21 protein-coding genes and 2 pseudogenes are annotated in these 23,713 nt (G+C 62.9%); 15 read left to right on the top strand and 8 right to left on the bottom strand.

What is annotated here, in order from left to right; genetic code table 11:
• Nucleotides 1-14: 14 nt before the first annotated feature.
• From C2L64_RS10065 to C2L64_RS10055, 3 genes are all read right to left on the bottom strand, one after another.
• A complete protein-coding gene (locus C2L64_RS10065; RefSeq protein ID WP_090838426.1) occupies nucleotides 15-1,235 on the bottom strand; it encodes an EmrA/EmrK family multidrug efflux transporter periplasmic adaptor subunit in 1,221 nt (406 codons plus the stop codon).
• 82 nt (nucleotides 1,236-1,317) lie between these two features.
• On the bottom strand, nucleotides 1,318-2,826 hold the full coding sequence (locus tag C2L64_RS10060) for an efflux transporter outer membrane subunit (protein WP_090838424.1): 1,509 nt from the start codon (nucleotides 2,824-2,826) through the stop codon (nucleotides 1,318-1,320).
• 57 nt (nucleotides 2,827-2,883) lie between these two features.
• On the bottom strand, nucleotides 2,884-3,399 hold the full coding sequence (locus C2L64_RS10055; RefSeq protein ID WP_007587418.1) for a MarR family winged helix-turn-helix transcriptional regulator: 516 nt from the start codon (nucleotides 3,397-3,399) through the stop codon (nucleotides 2,884-2,886).
• A 300-nt stretch (nucleotides 3,400-3,699) separates the two neighbouring features.
• Between C2L64_RS10055 and typA the strand changes: the two genes are divergently transcribed.
• From typA to C2L64_RS10025, 6 genes are all read left to right on the top strand, one after another.
• A complete protein-coding gene (gene typA, locus C2L64_RS10050; RefSeq protein WP_007587417.1) occupies nucleotides 3,700-5,526 on the top strand; it encodes a translational GTPase TypA in 1,827 nt (608 codons plus the stop codon).
• Nucleotides 5,527-5,878: 352 nt separating this feature from the next.
• Entirely contained in the window at nucleotides 5,879-8,734 is a 2,856-nt protein-coding gene (locus C2L64_RS10045; RefSeq protein WP_007587416.1) for a 2-oxoglutarate dehydrogenase E1 component, read from the top strand.
• A gap of 142 nt (nucleotides 8,735-8,876) precedes the next feature.
• On the top strand, nucleotides 8,877-10,151 hold the full coding sequence (odhB, locus tag C2L64_RS10040; RefSeq protein ID WP_007587415.1) for a 2-oxoglutarate dehydrogenase complex dihydrolipoyllysine-residue succinyltransferase: 1,275 nt from the start codon (nucleotides 8,877-8,879) through the stop codon (nucleotides 10,149-10,151).
• Between the two features lie 135 nt (nucleotides 10,152-10,286).
• Nucleotides 10,287-11,717 carry a dihydrolipoyl dehydrogenase gene (lpdA, locus tag C2L64_RS10035; RefSeq protein ID WP_090838422.1) on the top strand — a complete coding sequence of 477 codons (1,431 nt, stop codon included), beginning with the start codon at nucleotides 10,287-10,289 and terminating at the stop codon, nucleotides 11,715-11,717.
• Nucleotides 11,718-11,824: 107 nt separating this feature from the next.
• The gene (zapE, locus tag C2L64_RS10030) at nucleotides 11,825-12,922 is read left to right on the top strand and encodes a cell division protein ZapE (RefSeq protein ID WP_079499452.1); all 1,098 of its coding nucleotides are present in this window, start codon (nucleotides 11,825-11,827) and stop codon (nucleotides 12,920-12,922) included.
• 158 nt (nucleotides 12,923-13,080) lie between these two features.
• Complete coding sequence (locus C2L64_RS10025) at nucleotides 13,081-13,533, top strand: transposase (RefSeq protein ID WP_007587408.1); 453 nt, start codon at nucleotides 13,081-13,083, stop codon at nucleotides 13,531-13,533.
• Between the two features lie 121 nt (nucleotides 13,534-13,654).
• Here C2L64_RS10025 and C2L64_RS10020 read toward each other — a convergent pair whose 3' ends face one another.
• Complete coding sequence (locus C2L64_RS10020) at nucleotides 13,655-14,140, bottom strand: DUF2147 domain-containing protein (RefSeq protein WP_079482311.1); 486 nt, start codon at nucleotides 14,138-14,140, stop codon at nucleotides 13,655-13,657.
• A gap of 186 nt (nucleotides 14,141-14,326) precedes the next feature.
• Nucleotides 14,327-15,229: pseudogene (locus C2L64_RS10015) on the bottom strand (ShlB/FhaC/HecB family hemolysin secretion/activation protein); the annotation flags it as partial.
• On the opposite strand from C2L64_RS10015, the pseudogene C2L64_RS10010 reads away from it, so the two are divergent.
• Together C2L64_RS10010 and C2L64_RS10005 are read left to right on the top strand one after the other, a co-directional pair.
• Nucleotides 15,203-15,622: pseudogene (locus tag C2L64_RS10010) on the top strand (helix-turn-helix domain-containing protein); the annotation flags it as partial. The pseudogenes C2L64_RS10015 and C2L64_RS10010 sit on opposite strands and share 27 nt — an antisense overlap.
• Before the next feature lie 48 nt (nucleotides 15,623-15,670).
• A complete protein-coding gene (locus C2L64_RS10005; protein ID WP_007587404.1) occupies nucleotides 15,671-16,384 on the top strand; it encodes a DUF2968 domain-containing protein in 714 nt (237 codons plus the stop codon).
• A gap of 265 nt (nucleotides 16,385-16,649) precedes the next feature.
• Here C2L64_RS10005 and C2L64_RS54095 read toward each other — a convergent pair whose 3' ends face one another.
• A complete protein-coding gene (locus tag C2L64_RS54095) occupies nucleotides 16,650-16,820 on the bottom strand; it encodes a hypothetical protein (protein ID WP_007587403.1) in 171 nt (56 codons plus the stop codon).
• A 271-nt stretch (nucleotides 16,821-17,091) separates the two neighbouring features.
• Here C2L64_RS54095 and C2L64_RS10000 point away from each other — a divergent pair, with 271 nt between their 5' ends.
• Nucleotides 17,092-17,319 (top strand): hypothetical protein, encoded by a 228-nt coding sequence (locus C2L64_RS10000; RefSeq protein WP_007587399.1) that lies wholly within the window; start codon nucleotides 17,092-17,094, stop codon nucleotides 17,317-17,319.
• Between the two features lie 78 nt (nucleotides 17,320-17,397).
• Here C2L64_RS10000 and hfq read toward each other — a convergent pair whose 3' ends face one another.
• Nucleotides 17,398-17,859 carry an RNA chaperone Hfq gene (gene hfq / locus C2L64_RS09995; protein ID WP_007587398.1) on the bottom strand — a complete coding sequence of 154 codons (462 nt, stop codon included), beginning with the start codon at nucleotides 17,857-17,859 and terminating at the stop codon, nucleotides 17,398-17,400.
• Nucleotides 17,860-18,376: 517 nt separating this feature from the next.
• Here hfq and C2L64_RS54090 point away from each other — a divergent pair.
• From C2L64_RS54090 to C2L64_RS09970, 6 genes are all read left to right on the top strand, one after another.
• Complete coding sequence (locus C2L64_RS54090) at nucleotides 18,377-18,526, top strand: hypothetical protein (RefSeq protein ID WP_007587397.1); 150 nt, start codon at nucleotides 18,377-18,379, stop codon at nucleotides 18,524-18,526.
• Nucleotides 18,527-18,559: 33 nt separating this feature from the next.
• Nucleotides 18,560-19,078, top strand: coding sequence for a sigma-70 family RNA polymerase sigma factor (locus C2L64_RS09990; RefSeq protein WP_007587396.1), 519 nt, complete (start codon nucleotides 18,560-18,562; stop codon nucleotides 19,076-19,078).
• Between the two features lie 10 nt (nucleotides 19,079-19,088).
• Complete coding sequence (locus tag C2L64_RS09985) at nucleotides 19,089-19,880, top strand: anti-sigma factor family protein (RefSeq protein ID WP_090838418.1); 792 nt, start codon at nucleotides 19,089-19,091, stop codon at nucleotides 19,878-19,880.
• 246 nt (nucleotides 19,881-20,126) lie between these two features.
• Nucleotides 20,127-20,591: a hypothetical protein gene (locus tag C2L64_RS09980; RefSeq protein ID WP_090838430.1), complete on the top strand. Its 465-nt coding sequence runs from the start codon at nucleotides 20,127-20,129 to the stop codon at nucleotides 20,589-20,591.
• 138 nt (nucleotides 20,592-20,729) lie between these two features.
• Nucleotides 20,730-22,310: an FAD-binding oxidoreductase gene (locus C2L64_RS09975; protein ID WP_090838416.1), complete on the top strand. Its 1,581-nt coding sequence runs from the start codon at nucleotides 20,730-20,732 to the stop codon at nucleotides 22,308-22,310.
• A 22-nt stretch (nucleotides 22,311-22,332) separates the two neighbouring features.
• Nucleotides 22,333-22,725: a hypothetical protein gene (locus C2L64_RS09970; RefSeq protein ID WP_090838414.1), complete on the top strand. Its 393-nt coding sequence runs from the start codon at nucleotides 22,333-22,335 to the stop codon at nucleotides 22,723-22,725.
• On the opposite strand, the gene C2L64_RS09965 is transcribed toward C2L64_RS09970, so the two are convergent.
• Nucleotides 22,726-23,697, bottom strand: coding sequence for a DUF1571 domain-containing protein (locus C2L64_RS09965; protein WP_007587391.1), 972 nt, complete (start codon nucleotides 23,695-23,697; stop codon nucleotides 22,726-22,728). It abuts the gene before it with no gap.
• Nucleotides 23,698-23,713: the final 16 nt, after the last annotated feature.

Raw genomic sequence — 23,713 nt, 5'->3', positions numbered from 1 at the left:
CAGATGCGTGCCGCTTACATCAGCTTGGCCGCAGTCTTCGAGCCCGTCGCCGCCTTCTGCGGCTGACCTGCATTCGGGCCGGCGTTTTCAGTGATGATGCGAGCGATTTCCGCGTCGGCCTGATCGCCGTACTTTTCGAATACGTTGGTCTGATACACGGTGTTCACTGCGCTGCCGAGCTCGCCGCCCGTGTCGTCCTTGATGCTCACTTCGACCTGCATCGACAGGCCGATGCGCAGCGGATGCTTCTCCAGTTCCTGCGGATCGAGCGCGATACGCACGGGCAGACGCTGCACGACCTTGATCCAGTTACCCGTCGCGTTCTGCGCGGGAAGCAGCGAAAACGCCGAACCCGTACCCGCCGAGAAGCCGACCACCTTGCCCTGATACTTGACGGACGAGCCGTACACGTCCGCCGTCAGTTCGACGGGCTGGCCGATGCGCATGTGCTTGAGCTGCACTTCCTTGAAGTTCGCATCGACCCACACGGCGTTCAGCGGCACGATCGCCATCAGCGGATTGCCCGGCGCGACACGCTGGCCGACCTGCACCGAGCGCTTCGCGACATAGCCCGTGACGGGCGCGGGCAGTGTGTTGCGCGCGTTGTTCAGATACGCGTCGCGGACCTTGGCGGCCGCGGCCTGCACGTTCGGGTGGCTCGCGATCGTCGTGTTCGCCGTCAGCGCGCGGTTAGACGCGAGTTGCTGCTGCGACGCGTCGAGCGCGGCTTGCGCGCTCTTGACGGCGTCGCGAGCGTGCGAGATTTCTTCCTGCGAAACAGCGCCCGTCTGGGCGACCTGCATGCGGCGCTTCAAATCGTCCTGCGCGCGCGACAGGTCCGATTGGCGCACGGCAACCTGCGCCTGGTACTGGCTGTCGTCGGCGTAGAGGCCGCGCACCTGGCGCACGACCTGGCCGAGATTCGCTTCCGCGGATTGCAGCGCGATGCGCGAGTCGGCAGGATCGAGCATGACAATCGGATCGCCGACCTTGACGGTCTGCGTGTCGTCCGCGTTCACGGCGATGACGGTGCCCGTCACCTGCGGCGTGATCTGCACGACGTTTCCGTTCACGTACGCGTCGTCGGTCTCTTCGTGGAAGCGCGCGACGAGGAAGTAGTAGAGGCCGTACGCGATCGCGGCAATCAGGATCACGATGACGAGCAGCGTCATCATGCGCTTGCGTTTGCCGTTGCTGGCCGGCTGCGCGTTCGCGGGTTGTTGGGGCGTGCTCATGGATATGCTCCGGATTCTGTCAGTTTGTATCGTTTATTCGGATCGCAATCGGGTGTGCGTGTGCGTTTCTTTGCTGGGGCGCTCAGTTCGCCGCGTGGGCCGTCGAGGCCGACGAAGCGGGCGCATCCGTCGGCACGATGAGGCCCGTCTGCGTCGCGTCGAAACCGCCGCCGAGCGCCTTGATCAGCGCGATCTGCAGATCGCGGCGGCGCATCTTCAGGTTCGTCACGGTCTGTTCGGCGGCGAGGCGATTCTGGTCGGCCGTCAGCACCTGCAACTGCGGCGAGAGCCCTGCCTTGTAGCGGATCACGGCGAGGTCGTACGCTTTCGTCGACGCGTCGAGCGCGCGCTGCGCGTCGCCTTGCTGATGGTCTAGCGAGCGGATCGACGAAATCTCCGTGGCGACGTCCGAGAGCGCGCTGATGAGCGTCTGATTGTAGTTTGCGATGTCGAGGTCGAAGTCGGCGTAGCGGCCTTTCAGTTGCGAGCGCAGCGCGCCGGCGTCGAAGATTGGCAGATGGATTGCCGGGCCGAACTGGATCTGGCGGCTCGACGAGGTCAGGAATTTGCCCCAGCCGAACGCATCGAAACCGAAGCCGGCAGCGAGGTTCACGTCCGGGAAGAACTCGGCCTTCGCTTCCTTCACGTCGTGCATCGCGGCTTCGACCTGCCAGCGCGCGGCGACGATGTCCGGGCGGCGGGAGATGAGATCGGCCGGCACGTTGTCGGGCAGGGTGACGGCGCCGCCCGGGTTGAACGTTGGTTTGGCGATCTGCAGGCCGCGGTCCGGCCCTTTGCCGAGCAGCGCGCCGAGTTGGTAGCGCGTGGTCGTGATCTGGCCGTCGAGCTCCGTCAGGTTCGACTGGCTCGTCGCGATGTTGCCGTTGGCCGTCTGACGTTCGACGTTGGTGTCCAGGCCGGCTTTTACGCGGTCGTTCGCGATGACACCGATCGTCTGACGATTCTTGATCTCGCGCTCGGCGATGTCGCGCAGTGCATACAACTGCGCAAGCGAGTTGTACGTGCGCGCAACCGACGCGGCGAGCGTCACGCGCGCCTGCTGCATGTCCGCTTCGGCGGCTTTTTCCTGCGACACGGCCTGGCCGAGCCGCTGGCGATTCTTACCCCACAGGTCGAGATCCCAGGAAGCGCTGGCGAGCACATTGTTTTCGCTGTACCAAGTCCCACCGAAGGGCGGCGGGAACAGCGCATTTTCGGAATACAGCTCGCGGGTCCACGAATAGCTGCCTTCGACCTTCGGATAAAGCGCCGACTTCGACGATTCGATATAGGACGAAGCCTTCGCGATACGCGCCTGCGCCTGCGCGATCGACGGATTGCCTTCGAGCGCTTCCGCGATCAGCTTCGGCAACTGCGGGTCGCCGAACTGGCTGGCCCAATCGAGCGCCGGCCACTGGCCGCCTTCGGCGGGCAGGCTTTGCGACGCTTCGAACTGCGAGGTCGACGCAATCTGCTTGTCGTCCTTGAGATCGAAGTAATTCGCGCAGCCGGCGAGGGCGAATGCCGCCACGGCCGCGGCGACGGCCGCACGACCCGACGAAGCGGGCGCGGGCCTGGAAAGGAATTTCATCGCTCGACTCTTTGCGTGTAATGGCATTTTTCTATAATGGACGATGCAACTAATTTCTTACGATTTGTTATCGGTATTACTTGCCGAGTCACGGGTTTCGCTGAACACTTCGCAGCTGTTCGCGAGCACGCGTCTCAGAAGGCTTTTGAGGAATCCCGTTTCCTCTGGCGAAAAGCCGGATAGCAGTTTCTCGGTCACGCTGGTGAAAACAGCCGGCATGCGCGCGGCGATTGCGTGACCTTCGGCCGTCAGCGCAAGGCGCACCGCGCGCCGGTCTTCAGCGCTGCGCACCCGCGTGAGCAGGCCGCGTTTTTCGAGGCGATCGATCAGGCGCGTGACGGCGCTGGCGTCGATGCCGTATTCCCGCGCGAGTTCGGCGGCGAGCACGCATTTGCCGCTGGCAACCATAAACAGCACGCTGGCCTGCTGGCTGGTGATGCCGAGTTCGGCCATCGTGCGTTGCGTCACGAGGTTCGACATGGTCGACTTCACGCGGGAAATCAGATAGCCGACGCTCTCGCCCAGCTGGTATTCGCTGACCTCAGGCGATGGCGTGTGGGACGGTTCGGTCATGATTCTCGTGCGAATGCAATGGTTGACTATGCAGGATTGTAGAGACGAATAATTGACGCGGCAAGCGTTATTACAGCTTAGGCAAGGATCTTTCTCGCGTCAGAGGAGAGTGCGCAGCGGCTGCGAGCAGCGAGGCGCGTGTCGCTTTATCGAGACGAAGGAGCGCGCTATCGGGGAATACCAGAAACGCGTCACTCGTACGTGCTATAATTATTGGTTCCCAAAAGTGCGCTTTGGGCTTGGCGAAGGTGGCTGGGCAGGTGGCGCACTCCATTCGTACCCCAGCGTCTCCAGGTTCCTATGTCCCGCGCTCTCCGCAATATCGCCATCATCGCTCACGTCGACCACGGCAAAACCACGCTCGTCGACCAGCTGCTCCGCCAGTCCGGCACCTTCCGCGAAAACCAGCAGATCGCTGAACGCGTGATGGATTCAAACGACATCGAAAAAGAGCGTGGCATCACCATTCTCGCCAAGAACTGCGCCGTCGAATACGAAGGCACGCACATCAACATCGTCGACACCCCGGGCCACGCCGACTTCGGGGGTGAAGTGGAGCGCGTGCTGTCGATGGTCGATTCCGTGCTGCTGCTCGTCGACGCGGTCGAAGGCCCGATGCCGCAAACCCGCTTCGTGACGAAAAAGGCGCTCGCGCTGGGTCTGAAGCCGATCGTCGTGATCAACAAGATCGACCGTCCCGGCGCGCGTATCGACTGGGTGATCAACCAGACGTTCGACCTGTTCGACAAGCTCGGCGCATCCGAAGACCAGCTTGACTTCCCGATCGTCTACGCGTCGGGCCTGAACGGTTATGCCGACCTGGACCCGAGCGTGCGCGAAGGCACGATGCGCCCGCTGTTCGAAGCGATTCTCGAGCACGTGCCCGTTCGCCCGGCCGATCCGGATGGTCCGCTGCAACTGCAGATCACGTCGCTGGATTACTCGACGTACGTTGGCCGTATCGGCGTGGGCCGTATCACGCGCGGCCGTATCAAGCCGGGTCAGCAGGTCGTGATCCGCTTCGGTCCGGAAGGCGAAATCCTGAACCGCAAGATCAACCAGGTGCTGTCGTTCGAAGGCCTCGAGCGCGTGCAGGTCGCCGAAGCCGAAGCCGGCGACATCGTGCTGATCAACGGCATCGAAGAAGTCGGTATCGGCGCGACCATCTGCGCGCCGGAAGCGCCCGAAGCGCTGCCGATGATCACCGTCGACGAACCTACGCTGACGATGAACTTCCTCGTGAATTCGTCACCGCTCGCGGGCAAGGAAGGCAAGTTCGTGACGAGCCGCCAGATCCGCGATCGTCTGATGAAGGAACTGAACCACAACGTCGCGCTGCGCGTGAAAGACACGGGCGACGAAACCGTGTTCGAAGTGTCGGGCCGCGGCGAGCTGCACCTGACCATCCTGATCGAAAACATGCGCCGCGAAGGCTACGAGATGGCCGTGTCGCGTCCGCGCGTGGTGCTGCATGAAGTCGACGGCGTGAAGCACGAGCCGTACGAACTGCTGACAGTCGATCTCGAAGACTCGCACCAGGGCGGCGTGATGGAAGAGCTGGGTCGCCGTAAGGGCGAAATGCTCGACATGGCGTCGGACGGCCGTGGTCGTACGCGCCTCGAGTACCGCATTCCGGCGCGTGGCCTGATCGGCTTCCAGGGCGAATTCCTGACGCTCACGCGCGGCACGGGCCTGATGAGCCACGTGTTCGACGAATATGCACCCGTCCGGGAAGGCTCGCTCGGCGAGCGCCGCAATGGCGTGCTGATCTCGCAGGACGACGGCGCTGCTGTCGCTTACGCGCTGTGGAAACTGCAGGATCGCGGCCGCATGTTCGTGAAGCCGGGCGACGCGCTGTACGAAGGCATGATCATCGGCATTCACAGCCGTGACAACGACCTCGTCGTGAACCCGATCAAGGGCAAGCAGCTGACCAACGTGCGTGCGTCGGGTACTGACGAAGCCGTGCGCCTCGTGCCGGCGATCCAGATGTCGCTGGAATACGCGGTCGAATTCATCGACGAAGACGAACTCGTCGAAGTGACGCCGCAAAGCATCCGTCTGCGCAAGCGCCATCTGAAGGAACACGAGCGCCGCCGCGCAAGCCGCGAAGCAGCCGTCGACTGATCGCGCGAAGCCTCGCGAAAGTCTCAGCAAAAAGCCGCCCTCGGGCGGCTTTTTGCATTGGCGTTGCGCGTTTCGCTGCAGAGCTTCCTATAAGCGCCTAAAGTATTCTTCTGCAGTGCCGCAAACACTGTTACGCAAGCATAAAACTTGCCGCAAAGCCCCGTAGCACGGGCTTTCCAGTTGAGACCTGTCCTATGTCAACTATGGGTTATGTGCTATGCTCCCGCGAGTGCAAGTTTAGGTCCTTCCAAGCAAGACTTGATTCGCGCAATCCGCTAAACGGTCAGGCCGTGTCGCGGAAGGTTCAGTAACCCGCTATTTCTCGAGAAGCTCGAAGAAAGGTGAGCGTAAAATGATGAAGCAATTCCAGTCGAACTCGTATCTGTTCGGCGGCAATGCTCCGTACGTAGAAGAGTTGTACGAAGCATATCTCGACAATCCCGCGTCAGTGCCCGAGACCTGGCGCAATTATTTCGACGCTCTGCAGAACGTTCCTGCATCGGATGGCACCAGTGCCAACGACGTGGCCCATGGCCCGATCGTCGAATCATTTGCTCAGCGCGCAAAGGCGAATGCCTTCCTGCCGCGCACGGGTGGTGAGGATCTCACCACCGCGCGTAAGCAGGTCTATGTGCAGTCCCTCATCGGCGCATATCGCTTCCTCGGCTCGCAGTGGGCCAACCTCGATCCGCTGAAGCGCCGCGAACGTCCGAACATTCCCGAGCTTGAACCTGCGTTCTACGACTTCACCGAAGCCGACATGGACCAGACGTTCAACACGAACAACCTGTACTTCGGTTTCGAACAGGCTTCGCTGCGGGACATCGTCAAGGCGTTGCGCGACACGTACTGCGGCACGATCGGCGCCGAGTACATGTACCTGAGCGATCCGGAACAGAAGCGCTGGTGGAAGGAACGTCTCGAATCGATCCGCTCCACGCCGAACTTCACGAATGACAAAAAGAAGCACATCCTGAACCGACTGACGGCAGCAGAAGGCCTCGAGCGCTTCCTGCACACCAAGTACGTCGGTCAGAAGCGCTTCTCGCTGGAAGGCGGCGAAAGCTTCATCGCGTCGATGGACGAAGTCGTGCATCACGCAGGCAAGAGCGGCGTGCAGGAAATCGTCATCGGCATGGCGCACCGCGGCCGTCTGAACGTGCTGGTCAACACGCTGGGCAAGATGCCCGCTGACCTGTTCGCCGAATTCGAAGGCAAGCACGTCGACGATCTGCCCGCAGGCGATGTGAAGTACCACAAGGGCTTCTCGTCGGATGTCGCAACGGAAGGCGGCCCGGTTCACCTGTCGCTCGCGTTCAACCCGTCGCACCTCGAAATCGTCAACCCGGTGGTCGAAGGTTCGGCGAAGGCCCGTATGGACCGTCGCGGCGACGAGAACGGCCTGCAAGTGCTGCCTGTGCAGATCCACGGCGACGCCGCCTTCGCAGGTCAGGGCGTCGTGATGGAAACGCTGAACCTCGCGCAAACGCGCGGTTACGGCACGCACGGCACGCTGCACATCGTCATCAACAACCAGATCGGCTTCACCACGTCCGACCCGCGCGACGCACGCTCCACGCTGTATTGCTCGGACGTCGTCAAGATGATCGAGGCGCCCGTGCTGCACGTGAACGGCGACGATCCCGAAGCGGTCGTGCTGGCTACGCAGCTGGCCATCGACTTCCGGATGCAGTTCCACAAGGATGTCGTGATCGACATCATCTGCTTCCGCAAGCTGGGTCACAACGAGCAGGACACGCCCGCCGTCACGCAGCCGCTGATGTACAAGACGATCGCCAAGCACCCCGGCACGCGCGCGCTGTACGCGGAAAAGCTGGTGCAGCAAGGCGTCATCACCGCCGATCAAGGCGATGAATTCATCAAGGCATTCCGCAAGGCGATGGACGAAGGTCACCACACGGTCGACCCGGTCCTGTCGAACTACAAGAGCAAGTACGCCGTCGACTGGGTTCCGTTCCTGAACCGCAAGTGGACGGACGCAGCCGACACGGCTGTGCCGCTCGCCGAACTCAAGCGTCTGGCCGAGCGTATCACGACGATCCCCGAAGGCTTCAAGGTTCACCCGCTCGTCGAGCGCGTGATCAACGACCGCCGTGCAATGGGCCGTGGCGAAGCGAAGCTCGACTGGGGCATGGGCGAGCATCTGTCATTCGCGTCGCTGGTCGCATCGGGTTATGCCGTGCGCCTGACGGGTCAGGACTCGGGCCGTGGCACGTTCACGCACCGTCACGCAGTGCTGCACGACCAGAACCGCGAACGCTGGAACGACGGCACGTACGTGCCGCTGCAGAACATCGCCGAAGGTCAGGCGAAGTTCACGGTGATCGACTCGGTGCTGTCCGAAGAAGCCGTGCTCGGCTTCGAATACGGCTACTCGACGGCTGAGCCGAACACGTTCGTCGCGTGGGAAGCGCAGTTCGGCGACTTCGTGAACGGCGCGCAGGTCGTGATCGACCAGTTCATCTCGTCGGGCGAAGTGAAGTGGGGCCGCGTGTCGGGCCTGACGATGCTGCTGCCGCACGGCTACGAAGGCCAGGGTCCGGAGCACTCGTCGGCGCGTATCGAGCGCTTCCTGCAACTGTGCGCAGATCACAACATGCAGGTCGTACAGCCGACAACGCCGGCACAGGTTTTCCACCTGCTGCGCCGCCAGATGATCCGCCTGTTCCGCAAGCCGCTCGTCGTCTTCACGCCGAAGTCGCTGCTGCGTCACAAGGAAGCCGTGTCGGATCTGTCGGAACTCGCGAAGGGCTCGTTCCAGCCGGTTCTCAGCGAAACGGACGATTCGATCGATGCCAAGAAGGTCAAGCGCGTGCTGGTCTGCTCGGGCCGCGTGTACTACGACCTGCTTGCGCATCGCCGCGAAGCGAAGGCGCAGGACGTCGCGATCGTGCGTATCGAACAGCTCTATCCGTTCGCGCACAAGCAGTTCGAATCCGAACTGAAGAAGTACGACAACGCAACCGAAGTGGTGTGGGTGCAGGACGAGCCGCAGAATCAGGGCCCGTGGTTCTACATCGAACATCACCTGCGCGAAGGCATGAAGGAAGGACAGAAGCTGGCATACAGCGGCCGTCCCGCTTCGGCTTCGCCCGCTGTCGGCTACTACGCGAAGCACTACGAGCAGCAGAAGGCGCTGATCGAAGGCGCGTTTGGCCGTCTGAAAGGCGCGTCCATCGTTAAATAACCACAGAGAGCGAACCGGGAAAGCGCTGAGCGCTTTCCCGCCCACGTCTGAATCACCCATGTAAGCGCGGCAATCACGCGCGACAATCAGACGCGGCTCGCACAAGGTTCGTTGTCATCCGATACGTATTCAGAGAAATCAAATGGCTATTGTTGAAGTCAAGGTCCCCCAGCTGTCCGAGTCGGTCTCGGAAGCCACGATGCTGCAGTGGAAGAAGAAGCCGGGCGAAGCTGTCGCCCAGGACGAAATCCTGATCGAAATCGAAACCGACAAGGTCGTGCTCGAAGTGCCGGCTCCGTCGGCAGGCGTGCTCGCGCAGGTCATCAAGAACGACGGCGATATCGTGGTCGCCGACGAAGTGATCGCGAAGATCGATACGGAAGGCAAGGCGGGCGAAGCGGCTGTCGAAGCCGAAGTCAAGCCGGCTCCGCAAGCTGAGCCGGCAGCAGCGGCTGCACCGGCACAGGCTGCCGCTGTGGCAGGCGCAAGCACCACGGCATCGCCGGCTGCGACGAAGATTCTGGCCGAGAAGGGCGTCGCTGCGGGCGACGTCGCCGGCACGGGCCGCGATGGCCGCATCACGAAGCAGGATGCCGTCGCCGCAGGCGCACCGGCTGCCAAGGCTGCGCCGGCACCGGCAGCAGCGCCCGCGCGCGCTGCCAAGCCGGCCTTGCCGCAAGTGGGCGCGCCGGCATCGGCCGACCAGTGGCTCAAGGACCGTCCGGAACAACGCGTGCCGATGTCGCGTCTGCGCGCGCGTATCGCTGAGCGTCTGCTCGAGTCGCAGCAAACCAACGCCATCCTCACGACGTTCAACGAAGTGAACATGGCGCCCGTGATGGACCTGCGCAACAAGTACAAGGACAAGTTCGAGAAGGAACATGGCGTGAAGCTCGGCTTCATGTCGTTCTTCGTGAAGGCGGCTGTCCACGCGCTGAAGAAGTTCCCGCTGGTGAACGCGTCGATCGACGGTAACGACATCGTCTATCACGGCTACTTCGACATCGGTATCGCCGTCGGCTCGCCGCGCGGCCTCGTGGTGCCGATCCTGCGCAACGCAGACCAGATGAGCCTCGCGGACATCGAGAAGAAGATCGCCGAATTTGGCCAGAAGGCGAAGGACGGCAAGCTGTCGATCGAAGAAATGACGGGCGGCACGTTCTCGATCTCGAACGGCGGCGTGTTCGGCTCGATGCTGTCGACCCCGATCATCAACCCGCCGCAATCGGCGATCCTCGGCGTGCACGCGACGAAGGAACGCGCAGTGGTCGAAAACGGCCAGATCGTGATCCGCCCGATGAACTATCTGGCGCTGTCGTACGACCACCGTATCATCGACGGCCGCGAAGCCGTGCTGTCGCTGGTCGCGATGAAGGACGCGCTGGAAGATCCGGCTCGTCTGCTGCTCGACCTGTAATGCATGATGCGCGGCGGCTTGAAGTTATGAGCCGCCGTCGCGATATATGCATCAGGTGTCTCTCGCATTTCCGCAGTATCTGAAGCCACGCGCGCCGCGAAGCGCGGCCGCGTCGGTTAGCCAAAAAGGATAGTCATGTCCAAAGAATTTGACGTCGTCGTGATCGGTGCCGGTCCCGGCGGCTACATCGCGGCCATTCGCGCTGCGCAGCTCGGCAAGTCGGTTGCCTGTATCGAAAAGTGGAAGAACCCGGCCGGCGCGTTGAAGCTGGGCGGCACGTGCCTGAACGTCGGCTGCATTCCGTCGAAGGCGTTGCTCGCGTCGTCGGAAGAGTTCGAAAACGCGTCGCATCACCTCGCGGACCACGGCATCAGCGTGGAGAACGTGAAGGTCGACATCGCGAAGATGCTGGCCCGTAAGGAAGGCATCGTCGAAAAGATGACGAAGGGCATCGAGTTCCTGTTCCGCAAGAACAAGATCACGTGGCTCAAGGGCCACGGCAAGTTCACGGGCAAGACGGACGCCGGCGTGCAGATCGAAGTGTCGGGCGAAGGCGAGACGGAAGTGGTCACGGCAAAGAACGTGATCATCGCGACGGGCTCGAAGGCGCGTCACCTGCCAAACGTCCCCGTCGACAACAAGATCGTCGCGGATAACGAAGGCGCTTTGTCGTTCACCGAAGTGCCGGAGAAGCTCGCCGTGATCGGCGCGGGCGTGATCGGCCTGGAGCTGGGCTCGGTGTGGCGCCGCCTGGGCTCGGAAGTCACCGTGCTCGAAGCGCTGCCCGAATTCCTCGGCGCCGCCGACCAGGCGCTCGCGAAGGAAGCCGCCAAGCAGTTCAAGAAGCAAGGCCTCGACATTCACGTTGGCGTGAAGGTCGGCGAAGTGAAGGCCAGCGACAACAGTGTGTCGATCGCGTACACGGACAAGGACGGCAACGCGAAGACGCTCGACGCGGACCGCCTGATCGTGTCGATCGGCCGCGTGCCGAACACCGACAACCTCGGCCTCGAAGCGATTGGCCTGAAGGCGAACGAGCGCGGCTTCATCGACGTCGACGACCACTGCGCGACGTCGGTGCCGAACGTGTACGCGATCGGCGACGTGGTGCGCGGCCCGATGCTCGCGCACAAGGCCGAAGACGAAGGCGTGCTGGTCGCCGAAATCATCGACGGCCAGAAGCCGCATATCGACTACAACTGCGTGCCGTGGGTCATCTACACGGAACCGGAAATCGCGTGGGTCGGCAAGACGGAACAGCAGTTGAAGGCTGAAGGCCGCGAAGTCAAGACGGGCCAGTTCCCGTTCATGGCGAACGGCCGCGCGCTCGGCATCAACAAGGCGGATGGTTTCGTCAAGATGATCGCTGACGCGAAGACGGACGAACTGCTCGGCGTGCACATCATCTCGGCGAATGCGTCGGATCTGATCGCCGAAGCGGTTGTCGCGATGGAGTTCAAGGCTGCGTCGGAAGACATCGGCCGTATCTGCCACCCGCACCCGTCGCTGTCTGAAGTGATGCGTGAAGCGGCGCTCGCCGTCGACAAGCGCGCGCTGAACATGTAAGACGCATCTGCCCGGTTCTGAATTACGCTGAACATGGGCTGAAAGCGAAACACGACGAAGGCGGGTGGGTTGAATCCCTCCCGCCTTCTTCATTGCTGTCTCACACAATGAACGTCACCGAATACTACGAGCAGGAACTGCAGACCCGGGGATACGAGTCCGATCCGGCACAACGCGCGGCCGTCGATCGTCTGCAACAGTGCTATGAAGAGTGGGCTGCGTATAAGGCACGTCGTCCGAACGCCTTTATGAAGCTGATCATGCACCCTGATCTGCCGAAGGGTGTCTATATGTGGGGTGGCGTAGGGCGCGGAAAGAGCTTCCTGATGGACAGCTTTTACGCAGTCGTGCCGCTCGTGCGTAAGACGCGTCTTCATTTTCACGAGTTCATGCGAGAAGTGCATCGCGAACTCGAAGAACTGAAAGGGCAGGCCGATCCGCTTGACGAACTCGCACGGCGCGTTGCGAAGCGTTATAGGCTGATCTGCTTCGACGAATTCCACGTATCGGATATCGCGGACGCGATGATCCTGTACCGGCTGCTCGATCGCCTGTTCACGAACGGCGTGCAGTTCGTGATGACGTCCAACTACGATCCCGATCTGCTCTATCCCGACGGCCTGCATCGCGACCGTCTGCTGCCTGCCATCGAGTTGATCAAGAGCAAACTAGATGTGATCAACGTCGATGCTGGCGTCGATTACCGGCGGCGCACGCTGTCGCAGGTCGAGGTGTATCACACGCCGCTCGGCGCCGCCTCCGACAAGGCGCTGCGCGACGCATTCGGCAAGCTCGCCGCCGTGCCCGACGAAAGCCCGCTGTTGCGTATCGAGAAGCGCGAACTGAAGGCGCTGCGCCGCGCGGACGGCGTCGTCTGGTTCGATTTCGCGACGCTGTGCGGCGGCCCGCGCTCGCAGAACGACTACCTCGAACTGGCGAGCCGCTTCCACGCGGTGATTCTGTCCGGCATTCCGCAGATGACGCCTCGTATGCAATCCGAAGCGCGCCGTTTCACGTGGCTGATCGACGTTTTTTACGATCACAAGGTCAAGCTGCTGATGTCGGCCGCCGTGCCGCCCGAGGAACTCTATACAGAAGGGCCGATGGCCAACGAGTTCACGCGCACGGTTTCGCGTATCGTCGAGATGCAGTCGCAGGAATATCTGGATACGCCGCGACGGATCGTCGATACATCGTTAACCTGATCAAATTCCCACCCAAGGCCGCCCCGTTTGGGATAGCGCGATACGCGCTGAACCATGCGGCAGCGGCTGCCGATGCATTTTCAAGATTCGGATTGGTCTGATATTCGGTAGTGGGGCGACTCTATATCGTCGAAATACTCTTGACGAATGGAGATCCCATGACCCCCTATCGCGATATTAGTGATGAAGAATGGCAGCGCATCGCGCCGCTGCTGCCGGAACTGCGTCCGCGTTCCGAACTGCGCGGCCGGCCGCTTGCCAACACCCGCTCCGTGCTCAACGGCGTGCTCTGGGTGATCTACAGCGGCGCTACCTGGTCCGCCATGCCGCGTAAATACCCCTCTTATCAAACCTGTCACCGCCGTTTCAAGGCGTGGCATCAGGCTGGCGTACTGCAACGTGTGATGGACCAGCTGTTCGGCGACGCAAGCGGCGAACTGTGCAACACGATGGAATCACGCATGCGCACCCACGCGCCGAACGTGGCTGCAGCCGCGAACGATGCCGCGCAGCCATCCGTGCCTGCCACGCCGCTGTTCGCGCCGCCGTCTGGCGTGCCTGCAGCACCGCTGGTGTTCGACTACACCAGTCCCTTCAAGAACGCGGCATGACGGATCGAACGAATTGAGCGCGCGCGACAACAAAAAGCCGGTCTGGCGAGACTAAACGCCAGACCGGCTTTTTTACGTCCTGCTGCGGCGCTCGCCGAAAAGCGAGCACCGCGCGACAACCTCAGTTCTGGCGAATCCACGTCTGCGAACGCCCCAGCAGCGATACGCCAATATACCCGCGCACCACCAGCTTCTGCCCGCCGTCTTCGACGTGCATCTTGCATTTGTAGAGCTTGCCGTTCTCCGGGTCGAGAATCTGCCCGCCGTCCCAGCCTTCGCCGTCCTTTTTCATATCGTCGATGATCGTCATGCCGAGAATCGGCTGATCTTTGCGCGCGTCCGTGCAGGCGGTGCAGCGGCGATCCGCTTGATCGTTCGGGTTGAGCCCCTTGATGACCTTGCCGCTCAGCCTGCCGTTCCCGTCCTGCGTGATCTGCACGAGTGCTTTGGGCTGGCCCGTGTGATCGTCGATGGTTTGCCATGTGCCGACAGGCGTGTCGGTTTGTGCGAATGCTGTGACGGTGCCCGCGAGCAACGCACCGGCCACGACAGCCTGTTTCAACGTAGTGCCGAGCGCAAAGCGCGCGCGTCGGGTGAGTGATGTCATTGTCGTCCTCCTTGTTGAAAATCGTCGCGATGAATGTCGCGCGGCGCCGTGTGAGTGCTGATGCGAGGCGGCGCCATGCCTGTCTTTCGATGCATGGGAGAGGGCAGAATACGTGAAAGTATCCGCCCCGTTTGATAGTGAATGCTCTAATTGGTGCATGTTCTGGCAACGACGCATGAGTCGGTTCAATTGATACGAGAACGTCGCGTTGATGCGCGGATTGCGCGACGCGCTCTCGACGGCCGCCTTCGCGACGGACCGATCCAGGCTGTAATACTTCGCGTCGGAGATGCGAAAGCCGGGTGCCACCGAAGCAAGCTTCTTCGGCTGCGATGTGCCCGCATGCAGATAGACGCGCGCCATGTCGAACGAAACATACGGTGTGAAGGTGCGCAGATACGTGAAGCTGGGCGCAATCGCGCGATTGATTTCGAGCGACGCGCCCCACCACGAATCGCCCGATGTCTCGCCCGGTTGATAGCCCTGCGCGAAGCGTTGCGCGCCAAATGAAATCTGCTCGGAAGTCGGCAGCGTGTCGGGGCTGCATTGGCCCGTCGCGGCGACCATCGTGTCGATGCCGGGCGGCCACTCGTTGGTTTGTGGAAAGCTTGCGCCCGTGCGCACGAAGGTGATCGAAGCGGGATTGACGGTCGTCGTGCCGGGGATGTTCGAGTCGCCGGCTTTGCCCGCGCCGAGTATGTCGAACGCCTTCGCGACGTTGATGCTGGCCTTGCGCGCCTGGCCCGTCTGCACGTCCGCATAGTCGGCCTGCAACTGCATCACGCCTACCTGCGAGCGCAGCCCGATCGCCGCGCCCGTGATCGCATTGTTGGAGCGGTCTTCATCGTGCGAAGCGTAGGGCGTGACCGTTCCCGACAGAGTGCGCGCGTTGCTCAGGATGAGCGGAGACGACAGCGAACCGCCGATCCTGTCGTTGATCACCGTCCGTTCCGCATATGAAGGCAAGCCGGAGTTGTCCTTCGGATTGCCGCGATAGTGCGACGCGTCGATCTTCGCGCTCATGCCTTCACTGCCGATGGGCGGTGCACCATGTGCCGCGAGATAGGTGACGTGGTCGGGCCCAAGCGGCTCGCGTCGCTACCGGATACTCCGTACTGGCTCGCGGACGCCGTCGCCGACACGTACTTCTCCGGCAACGTGCGCGAGCTGCGCAACCTGGTCGAACGGATCGGCGTGACGGTGCGGCAGATCGGCGCGTGTGATGCGGCGCGGCTGCACCGGCTGCTTGCGGTTGCGCGCAGCAATCAGCCGGTGCCTGCCGAGAGCGCGGCGGAAGTGCTTGTCGATCGCAGCAAGGGGGATATGGCCGAGCGCAGCCGCGTGCTCGCCGCGCTCGATGCGAACAGCTGGCGCCGCCAGGATACGGCGCAATACCTCGGCATTAGCCGCAAGGTGTTGTGGGAAAAGATGCGTAAGTACCAAATTTTCGACGAGGAACCCGAAACTCGTGAAAGTGAGTAATAATCGAACGGTTTTGCAAAACTAAAACACGACACGAGCAGAAATTACATGGACCAGAAGTCGAAAGTTCGACACATCGTGATGTCGGCAATGATCGTTTTCGGGGGCGTTCAAGGGGTCTACGCGCAGAGTTCTGCCAGTAACGGCACGGACGACGCAGCGGGTGTGATCGCTGCGCAGACGACGCCAGCTGCTGCTCCCGTCACTGCGGACAGTCAAACGATTGCGCTCACGCCGGACGAGGCGAAGCAGTCTGCGACGGGCAATGTCGCGGAACTGCAACAGAAGATTCACGGCGCCGATACCACCGAGCTGCGCACGACCTACAACGGCAGCTACGGGGCAAGCCTGTTGTTCTATGGCAAGGACATGACGTACTACGTCGCGCTCTTCCAGCAGAAGAACTTCTGGCGCGTGATCAAGACGCAGGACGAAGCGCGCGCCGAGCAGATCTACCGCGACTTCGCGCGTCAGACGGCGCAGCTGTCCGATGTCGAAATCCGCCGCACCAAGCTCGAAGCGCAGAAGGCGTACACGGATCACCTCGTCGCGCTGTCGCAGGAACGCGCGAACCGCCTGCAGGCCGACCTGAACATCGCGCACGAGCAGCAGACCATCGTCAACAGCATGCAGCAGCAGACCCGTGCGGAAGCTACGGCGCTTGCGCAGCAGAAGGCGCAGTCGCAGGAGCAGTTGCGCGTGGCGCAGCGCCAGGTGCGCGATCTGCAGCGTCAGCTCGAAAGCGGCTTGCCGGTGCGCTGACGTTGCAAGAGCCGCGCTGGCCTTCGGCGGCTTCGCGGCTCGCCCTGCGTGTTTGACCAGACCCTCGCCGCGCATCTGACCATGCGCGGGGGTTCGTTCGTCTGCGCCTCTGCCATGCGTTTGCGTCGACGCATGCGGCGATGGCAACGTGAACCGTGCATCCGCGCACGGCACGCTCTTCGTCGTCGGTCACACGGCCGTCTTTATCCATCCCGCGTGCGCGTAGCGTCCGCGGATGGTACATCTCGCCTCGCAACTGTCTTCCTCAGCGCGACTTCTTCTGCTTGCCTTGACGGTTATCGTCGTCGTCCTCGTCGGGATCGACCGCGATCGGGTCGCTGGCGGGAAAGGTCTCGTCGAGCGCCTCGTCGAGGCGTTCGTCGCTGGACGGATGTTTGTCGGGCGCCTTTGGGGTGGGGTGTTTCGAAGTGGACATGACAGGCTCCGCTACGTGGATTGAAGTCAGCATAACGCAATCAGGCCATCGCAGTCGCCGAGGCCAATGGCATAGGCCAAACGCACATAAAAACGCACGCGGCGTTGCGCGAATTGCACGCGGAGCAGCAACTCAGGTTGAAGATCGCGAAAGCATGTTGTAGGTTCCATGCAGGCCAATGGAATTTCTCGCGGGATCGTTCGTTATAACGGTGTCACACGACGCCGGCGCACACGAAAGCGCCGGGCGCAGATGGCTTACGAGGGCGACCATGCAACCGAACGGATATGGCAGCGGACAGCGCTTGAACGCGTCACATGTTGTCGAATCGGAACTGGAGCATCTGGAGTGGGCAATGCGTCAGCCGATGGTGCATCTGCTGAATGCCCGCTATTGGCAGCGACGGGTGCTCGAAGTGAAGTGCGGGTATGAACTGACTGCCCAGCAGGGCGTGCGGATCGAGAGGATGCTCAAGCAGCTGGCCAGTCGTCCCGGCTAGCCAGCCGCCCGTGTTGCAGTGCAGGCGCGCTGGGCGCGCGCCGCATTCTACGATGTAGCCTGTTGGGCTTATTCGGCCTTATTCAGTGCTGCCGCCGCCGTTGTTATTACCCTGATCGTTACCATTATTGCCCGTGCCGTACAGACGCCGGCGGCGGGTGACGACCACGGGAGCGTCCGACGACGAAGACCGGTCCGACGGCCCTTGCGACGCGCCATACGACTCACGCGGCTCGCGCGGTTCCCGGGGCTCGCGATGTTCACGCGAGCCGTGCGGGCCGCGTGCGGAATGCTCGCCATGCGAAGGCCGTCCTGCGCGCGGCGCGGGGCGCGTACCCGTGTCCAGCTGGATCGTGGAAATGGCGCGCTTGTAGATGCCTTGCAGCCCGACGGGCGTGCGCAGCATCACCAGATACTGGTCGAACGACTCAATGCAGCCCGTCAGGCGAATGCCGTTGACGAGGTAAATCTCAACGCGCTTACGTTCTTTGCGCGCTGCGTTCATAAAGTCGTTTTGCGGATGCGATTCTGCGGAAGGCATGGACAATTGTGTGTAGAGAAACGGTTGTTCGCCGTGATTTTACCCGTTGTCGCTTTATGGCGACATGATGGGTCCCAAACGTCGAACGGGGTTGACGCCCACTATAACCACTTGTGGGCGCGGAAGCATCCTTTAAAGATCAAGTGTAACGTTGAGTTACCAAATCCATGCGGCGCTATGCGCGCCAGCCAACGTTGACGGGCGGATGAAGGCGCCAGACGGCGTCGCAACGCGCGCTCGCACCAGACGAAAGATGTCGCCATTGGCGAATGCCGCGGAATAAAACGCCCGTCACGAGCGTTTATCGGTCAGGCATCGCACGAAAGCCGCGAAGCCGCGAGAAGGAAAGACGGAAGTGTCAGTAGCACGCATCAGAAATGGGCGTCCGTCTTTGCAGAAGGTTTCCTCAACTGTCCAATTGGTCACCGGCGTCGCGTCATCTGTCGCTCGCGCGCGTGCCGCCGGTTCAACGCATGGCCACGCGATACGTCGCGCCTCGCCGTGCAGGAGGTTCTACATGAAAGTGTCCAGACTGGTATCGGCTGTATTCGTCGTGCTCGCGCTCGGGATGGCGTCCCTCTCGCTGACCGCGTGTCAATCCACGGGCGACATGAGTTCGTCGGGTGGGAGCAGCAGCGGCACGAGCGGCAGCGGTGGCGGCTATTGACGATGCCTGTGCTCGCATGACGGCTTGCGCCGGGTGAACTTCGAAGCGGAAGTGATCTCGTGGCTCCCGCAGTTGCGGCGCTATGCGCGCGCGCTGACGGGTGACCCAGCTTGGGCGGACGATCTGGTTCAGGATACGGCCGAGCGCGCGCTCGCGCGCTGGAAGGGCTTTCGCCCCGACAGCAATCTGCGCGCGTGGCTGCTGACGATCCTGCGGCACCTGTATATCGACCAGTTGCGCGTGCGCCGCGAAATCGCCGTCGACGACGAGAGCGCGCCCTGGCGCAATCTCGAAGCGCCGCGTGGCGAAGTCGACGGTCTGGTGTTGCGCGATGTGCAGCGCGCGCTTTATTGTCTGCCCGTCGAGCAGCGCGAGGTGATGTTGCTGGTTTGCGTGGAGGAGTTGAGCTATCAGGAGGCGTCCGTGGCGCTCGGCGTGCCGATCGGCACGGTGATGTCGCGGCTGTCTCGCGCCCGTGAGCATATGCGGGCACTGTTGATGGAAGGGCCCGTTCACAAGTCGCCGTCGCTGAAAGTGGTGAAGGCCAGGTGAGAAGCGCGCAATGAACAACGACGAAAACACTACCGGTTCCGCGAACGCGCCTGATCTGCGCGCGCTGTCGGCATTCGTCGACAGCGAGTTGCCCGAGAGCGAGCGCGCCGCGGTGCGCGAGCATCTGGCGCGCGACCCGCAGGCGTCCGCACAGGTCGCGTCGTGGCGCGCGCAGAAGGCCGCGCTGCAGGCGCTGTGCGGCGCGCCCGAACGCGAGGAGCCACCGTTCATCGTGCTGCGCGCGCGCATTCCATGGTGGCGCCGCGTGGCTGTCGCCGCGTGCTGGCTCGCCGTCGGCGCGGGCCTGGCGCTCGCGCTCGGCCCGCTCGTGCCGCGCCTTGGCGGTGGCAATGGCGACGTGATGTCGTTCGCGCGGCGCGCGGATATCGCGTATGCCGTCTATACGCCGGAGCGCCGTCATCCCGTCGAGGTGGTGGCCGCCGAGGAAGAGCATCTGATCAACTGGCTGTCGAAGCGCCTGAACCGCCACCTGTCCGTGCCGTCGCTGCAGGAGTACGGCTATACGCTCGTCGGCGGACGGCTGTTGCCGGGAGAGGCGGGGCCCGCCGCGCAATTCATGTATGAGAACCAGAGCGGCGCGCGGCTCACGCTCTACGTAACGGGCATCCCGAAGGACGAGACCGCGTTCCGGCTATTCCGCGACGGCAACCGGCGCACCTTCTACTGGATCAGTGACCACATGGGCTACGCGCTGTCGGGGCCGATCGAGGAAGACAAGCTGCGCTCGATCGCGATCGAAGTGTGCGGCGAACTGGGCGGCCGTCCGGAGACGTGGCAGTAGTTGTCGCGCCGCATCGTCTCTCCCAACGCCGGAAACATCGTGTAACACGATGCACGTCGCCGCTTCCCGCGCGGCAGGAATAGCGCCTTGCGCACAAGCGTTTAAGTTGTGCAGGCGCGTGATTTTTCGCTCCCGGCGAATCTGCAGCGGCGATTGGCCGCGCGTCCTGCAAGGCGAATCGATGGCGTCTTTACGGCGACGGCACACGTACGTGCCGCAACGCCGCACCGTCGGGCAGGACACATCATGCGTACTTTGTTTGGACTCGGCGCGACGCTGTGCGTGTGCGCCGGATGCGCGGTGCCGGCTTCACCGCCCGTTGCCGCGCAAGAGGCGCTCAACGATCAGATGATATGCCGCAACATCGTCGGCCAGGCGGAGATCGACGGCACGACGCAGCAGATCAGCGGGCTCGCTTGCCAGCAGCCGGATGGGACATGGCAGATCCAGCAGGGCGGCGACGCGGCCGCCGTCGTCTATCCGATTCCCGCCTATCCTTACTATGACCCGTGGTATTGGGGGCCACCTGTCGCCGTGGGCTTCGGCGCGCCGTTCGTGTTCGTCGACCGGTTCCACCATTTCCATCACATGAACCACGTGCATTGGGGGCGGCCGGGCGGCGGATTCCACGGAACGGGTGGAATGCACGGCTGGGGCGGTGGGCACACATGGGGCGGCATGGGTGGCATGGGCGGCGGGCATCGGCGTTGATCGTGCGCGATGCGTGTCGCGCGAATGCCTTTCGCCGCTTTGGTCGCTTCCGTCGACTGCCAGTAATGAACAAACTCTAACGAGCTACAGCCAGCAACCCAGCAAGCCGATAGCGCTTCGACACGACGAGAGGACACCTTGACACGCATCCTGCCGCCGGACATTTCCGCCGCGACGTTCGACCGCGCGCTCGCCGCCTTCGAGGCGATCGTCGGCGCCACCCAGGTCGCGTCGTCACCAGCAAGCCTTGCGCCTTATGCCGATCCGTTTGCACCGGGCCCGCTGGCGGCGTCATTCGTGCCGTCGGCGGTGCTGTTGCCCGCGAGCGTCGATGAGATTCGCGCGATCCTGCGCGTCGCGAACGAGTACCGCATTCCGCTCTGGACGGTGTCGACGGGACGCAACTTCGCGTACGGCGGCGCGGCACCGCGTTTGCCGGGATCGGTGGTGCTGGATCTGCAGCGGATGAACAGGATTCTCGCCGTCGACGAGCAGCTCGCCTATGCGCTCGTCGAACCCGGCGTCAGCTACTTCGATCTGCATCACCATCTGCGCGAGCGCGGCTACAAGCTGTGGGTCGATCCGCCCGCGGCGGGCTGGGGCAGCATCGTCGGCAACACGCTCGAACGCGGCTTCGGCACGACCGCCTACGGCGATCACGCGGCGGCGCAGTGCGGGATGGAAGTGGTGCTCGCGAATGGCGACCTCGTGCGCACGGGCATGGGCGGGATCGAGATCGGCACGTCGTGGCAGGCGTTCAAGTATGGCTATGGACCGTCGTTCGATCCGATGTTCATGCAGTCGAACTACGGCATCGTCACGAAGATGGGCGTCTGGCTGATGCCCGCGCCGAGCGCGTATCTGCTGGGCGAAGTCCAGTTTAAGCGCGACGACGATCTGGAAGCGGTCGTCGAGACGTTGCGGCCGTTGCGGCTGAACGGCACGATCGGCAACCAGGCCGTGATCGAAGGCGCGCTTCGCCGCGCGGCGGGCATCGGGCCGCGCTCGCAGTGGTATCAGGGCAAGGGCGTGATGCCGGAGAGCGCGATCGCGTCGATGACCGAGGCGCTGAAAATTGGCCGCTGGAATCTGCATTACGCGCTCTACGGCGAGCGCGAAGTGATCGATGCGCAAGAAGCGATCGTGCGACGCGCGTTTGGCCGTATTCCGGGTGCGCGGATGCTGTCGAAAACCTACGACGGCAACGCGGAGCCGGAGGCGGGCGGCGATCGCAACCTCGCCGGCATTCCGGGCATGACGGCATTCCGCATGCTCGACTGGCGCGGCGGCAGCGGCGCGCATGTCGACTTTTCGCCCGTCTGTCCGGCGACGGGTCGCGACGCGATGCGCCAGTATTCGATGGCCAAGGCGCGCGCCAACGAATACGGCTTCGACTACTACGGCGGCTTCACATCGGGCGAGCGGCATCTGCATCACATCGCCGCGGCGATCTTCGACAAGAGCGACGCGCGGCAGAGCGAACTGGCCGCCGATCTGCTGCGCGCGTGGATGAGCGACGCGCACGGCGCGGGTTACGGCGAGTACCGCTCGCATCTCGTCTACATGGACTTCGCGGCGGCGCGCTACAACTTCAACGACGGCGCCATGCTGCGGCTGTCGGAGACGATCAAGGACGCGCTCGATCCGACGGGTATTCTGTCGCCGGGCAAGCAGGGCATCTGGCCAAAGGCGTTTCGCAACTGGCGCGGATATACGTGAACCATGAGCGTGAGGGCATGACATGCAGCGGCGCACATTCATCGCAACGGGCGCATGGCTGTCGGCGGCACCGGCTTTCAGCGTGCCGTGGCTTCATCTGGACGGGATGCGCGCCGACCTCGCGCTGATCGACACGGCGCTGGCCGAATCCACGGCGCTGAGCGATCACGCCGCACGCATGGGTGTGCCCGTTTTCGACGTGAGCGCCACGCCGCACGCCGATATCGCCGCGCTCTGGTACGACACGCTCGCGCCACGCGTGATGCGCTCGGGCGGACGGCTGACGCTCGTCGGTGTCACGCGCGCTGCTGATTTCTTCGTGCTCGCGCGGCTCGCGCTGCCACCCGCCGCGCCGATCACGCACGCGCGCAGCGTGCCGCAGCGCGCGTCGGTCGCGTTCGCGCTCACGACCTGATCAGAACCGGTACTCGGGGTTTTTGGGATCGAACGCCATGTCGTCGAAGGTCTTCGGCGTGATCGTCAGGAACACGATGCGTTCGAAAATCTGTCCGTCGTTGCCGTACGATTCGGCCATCCGGAAATACGGGTGCCGCAGATCGAGTCCGAGCACTTCCTTTTTCGCGTAGTACTCGGGTTGGCCCGTGGGCGTTTCGTAGGTGAAGGCAATGACGCGCACGCCGTCGACGGTTCGCACGTCGATTTCCGCGGGCCGCGTGATGCCCACATTGGCGAATTTTTTGCCTTCGTCGAGAAACTGCTGCGCGATGAACTCGATACCGAGATCGCGCACCTGATGGTTCGATTGTGACCGCGCCAGCGTGCCGTTGATCGACGTCCACAGCGGGATGATATTGAAGATGCCGCCGAGATGGCCGTACATCTCATCGGCGCGCTTCGACGCGTCGTAGATGATTTCCTGGCCTGAATGCGGGCCGTCGGGCAGCCATCTGCCGTAGATGCGCAGCGGCTCGTGCGTGAGCCGCACGAGCATGTGATCGGGCCGGCGCGGCCAGATTCCGCGAATGCGCTCCTGGCGCAGCATCGTGAATTCGTACGACGGGTAGCCGTTCGGTCCTTCCTCGATATAGCGCGGCAGCGTGAGCGGATCGAACGATTCGAACAGCGCGACGAGCTGCGCGTCGTCCATCTGTTCGAGTGCGCCGCTTTGCGCGGCGTTGCGCAGCCATTTGACCTGCTGCTCGAGCGGCAGCTTCGCGGCATTCGCGACGGCCTCACTGGCGCCCAGCGTGACCTGCGGGGCGATATGCGCGGCGAGCGCGGATGCATCGTTCTGCGCGGCGGCGGCCCCCGCGATCAACACGCAGGCCAGCTGCGCGACGATTAGCGATAGCCAGCGCGAGCCAGCACGCCAGCGACGACTGAACCGATAGCGCGAACGCTTTTCCACAAACTCCGGGTGACGCATCAATCGCTCCCAAAAG

The sequence above is a fragment of the Paraburkholderia hospita genome, from assembly GCF_002902965.1.
Classification (GTDB): Bacteria; Pseudomonadota; Gammaproteobacteria; order Burkholderiales; family Burkholderiaceae; genus Paraburkholderia; species Paraburkholderia hospita.
Note: the sequence above shows the minus strand (reverse complement) of the source record. Positions and strands in the feature narration are given on the sequence as shown.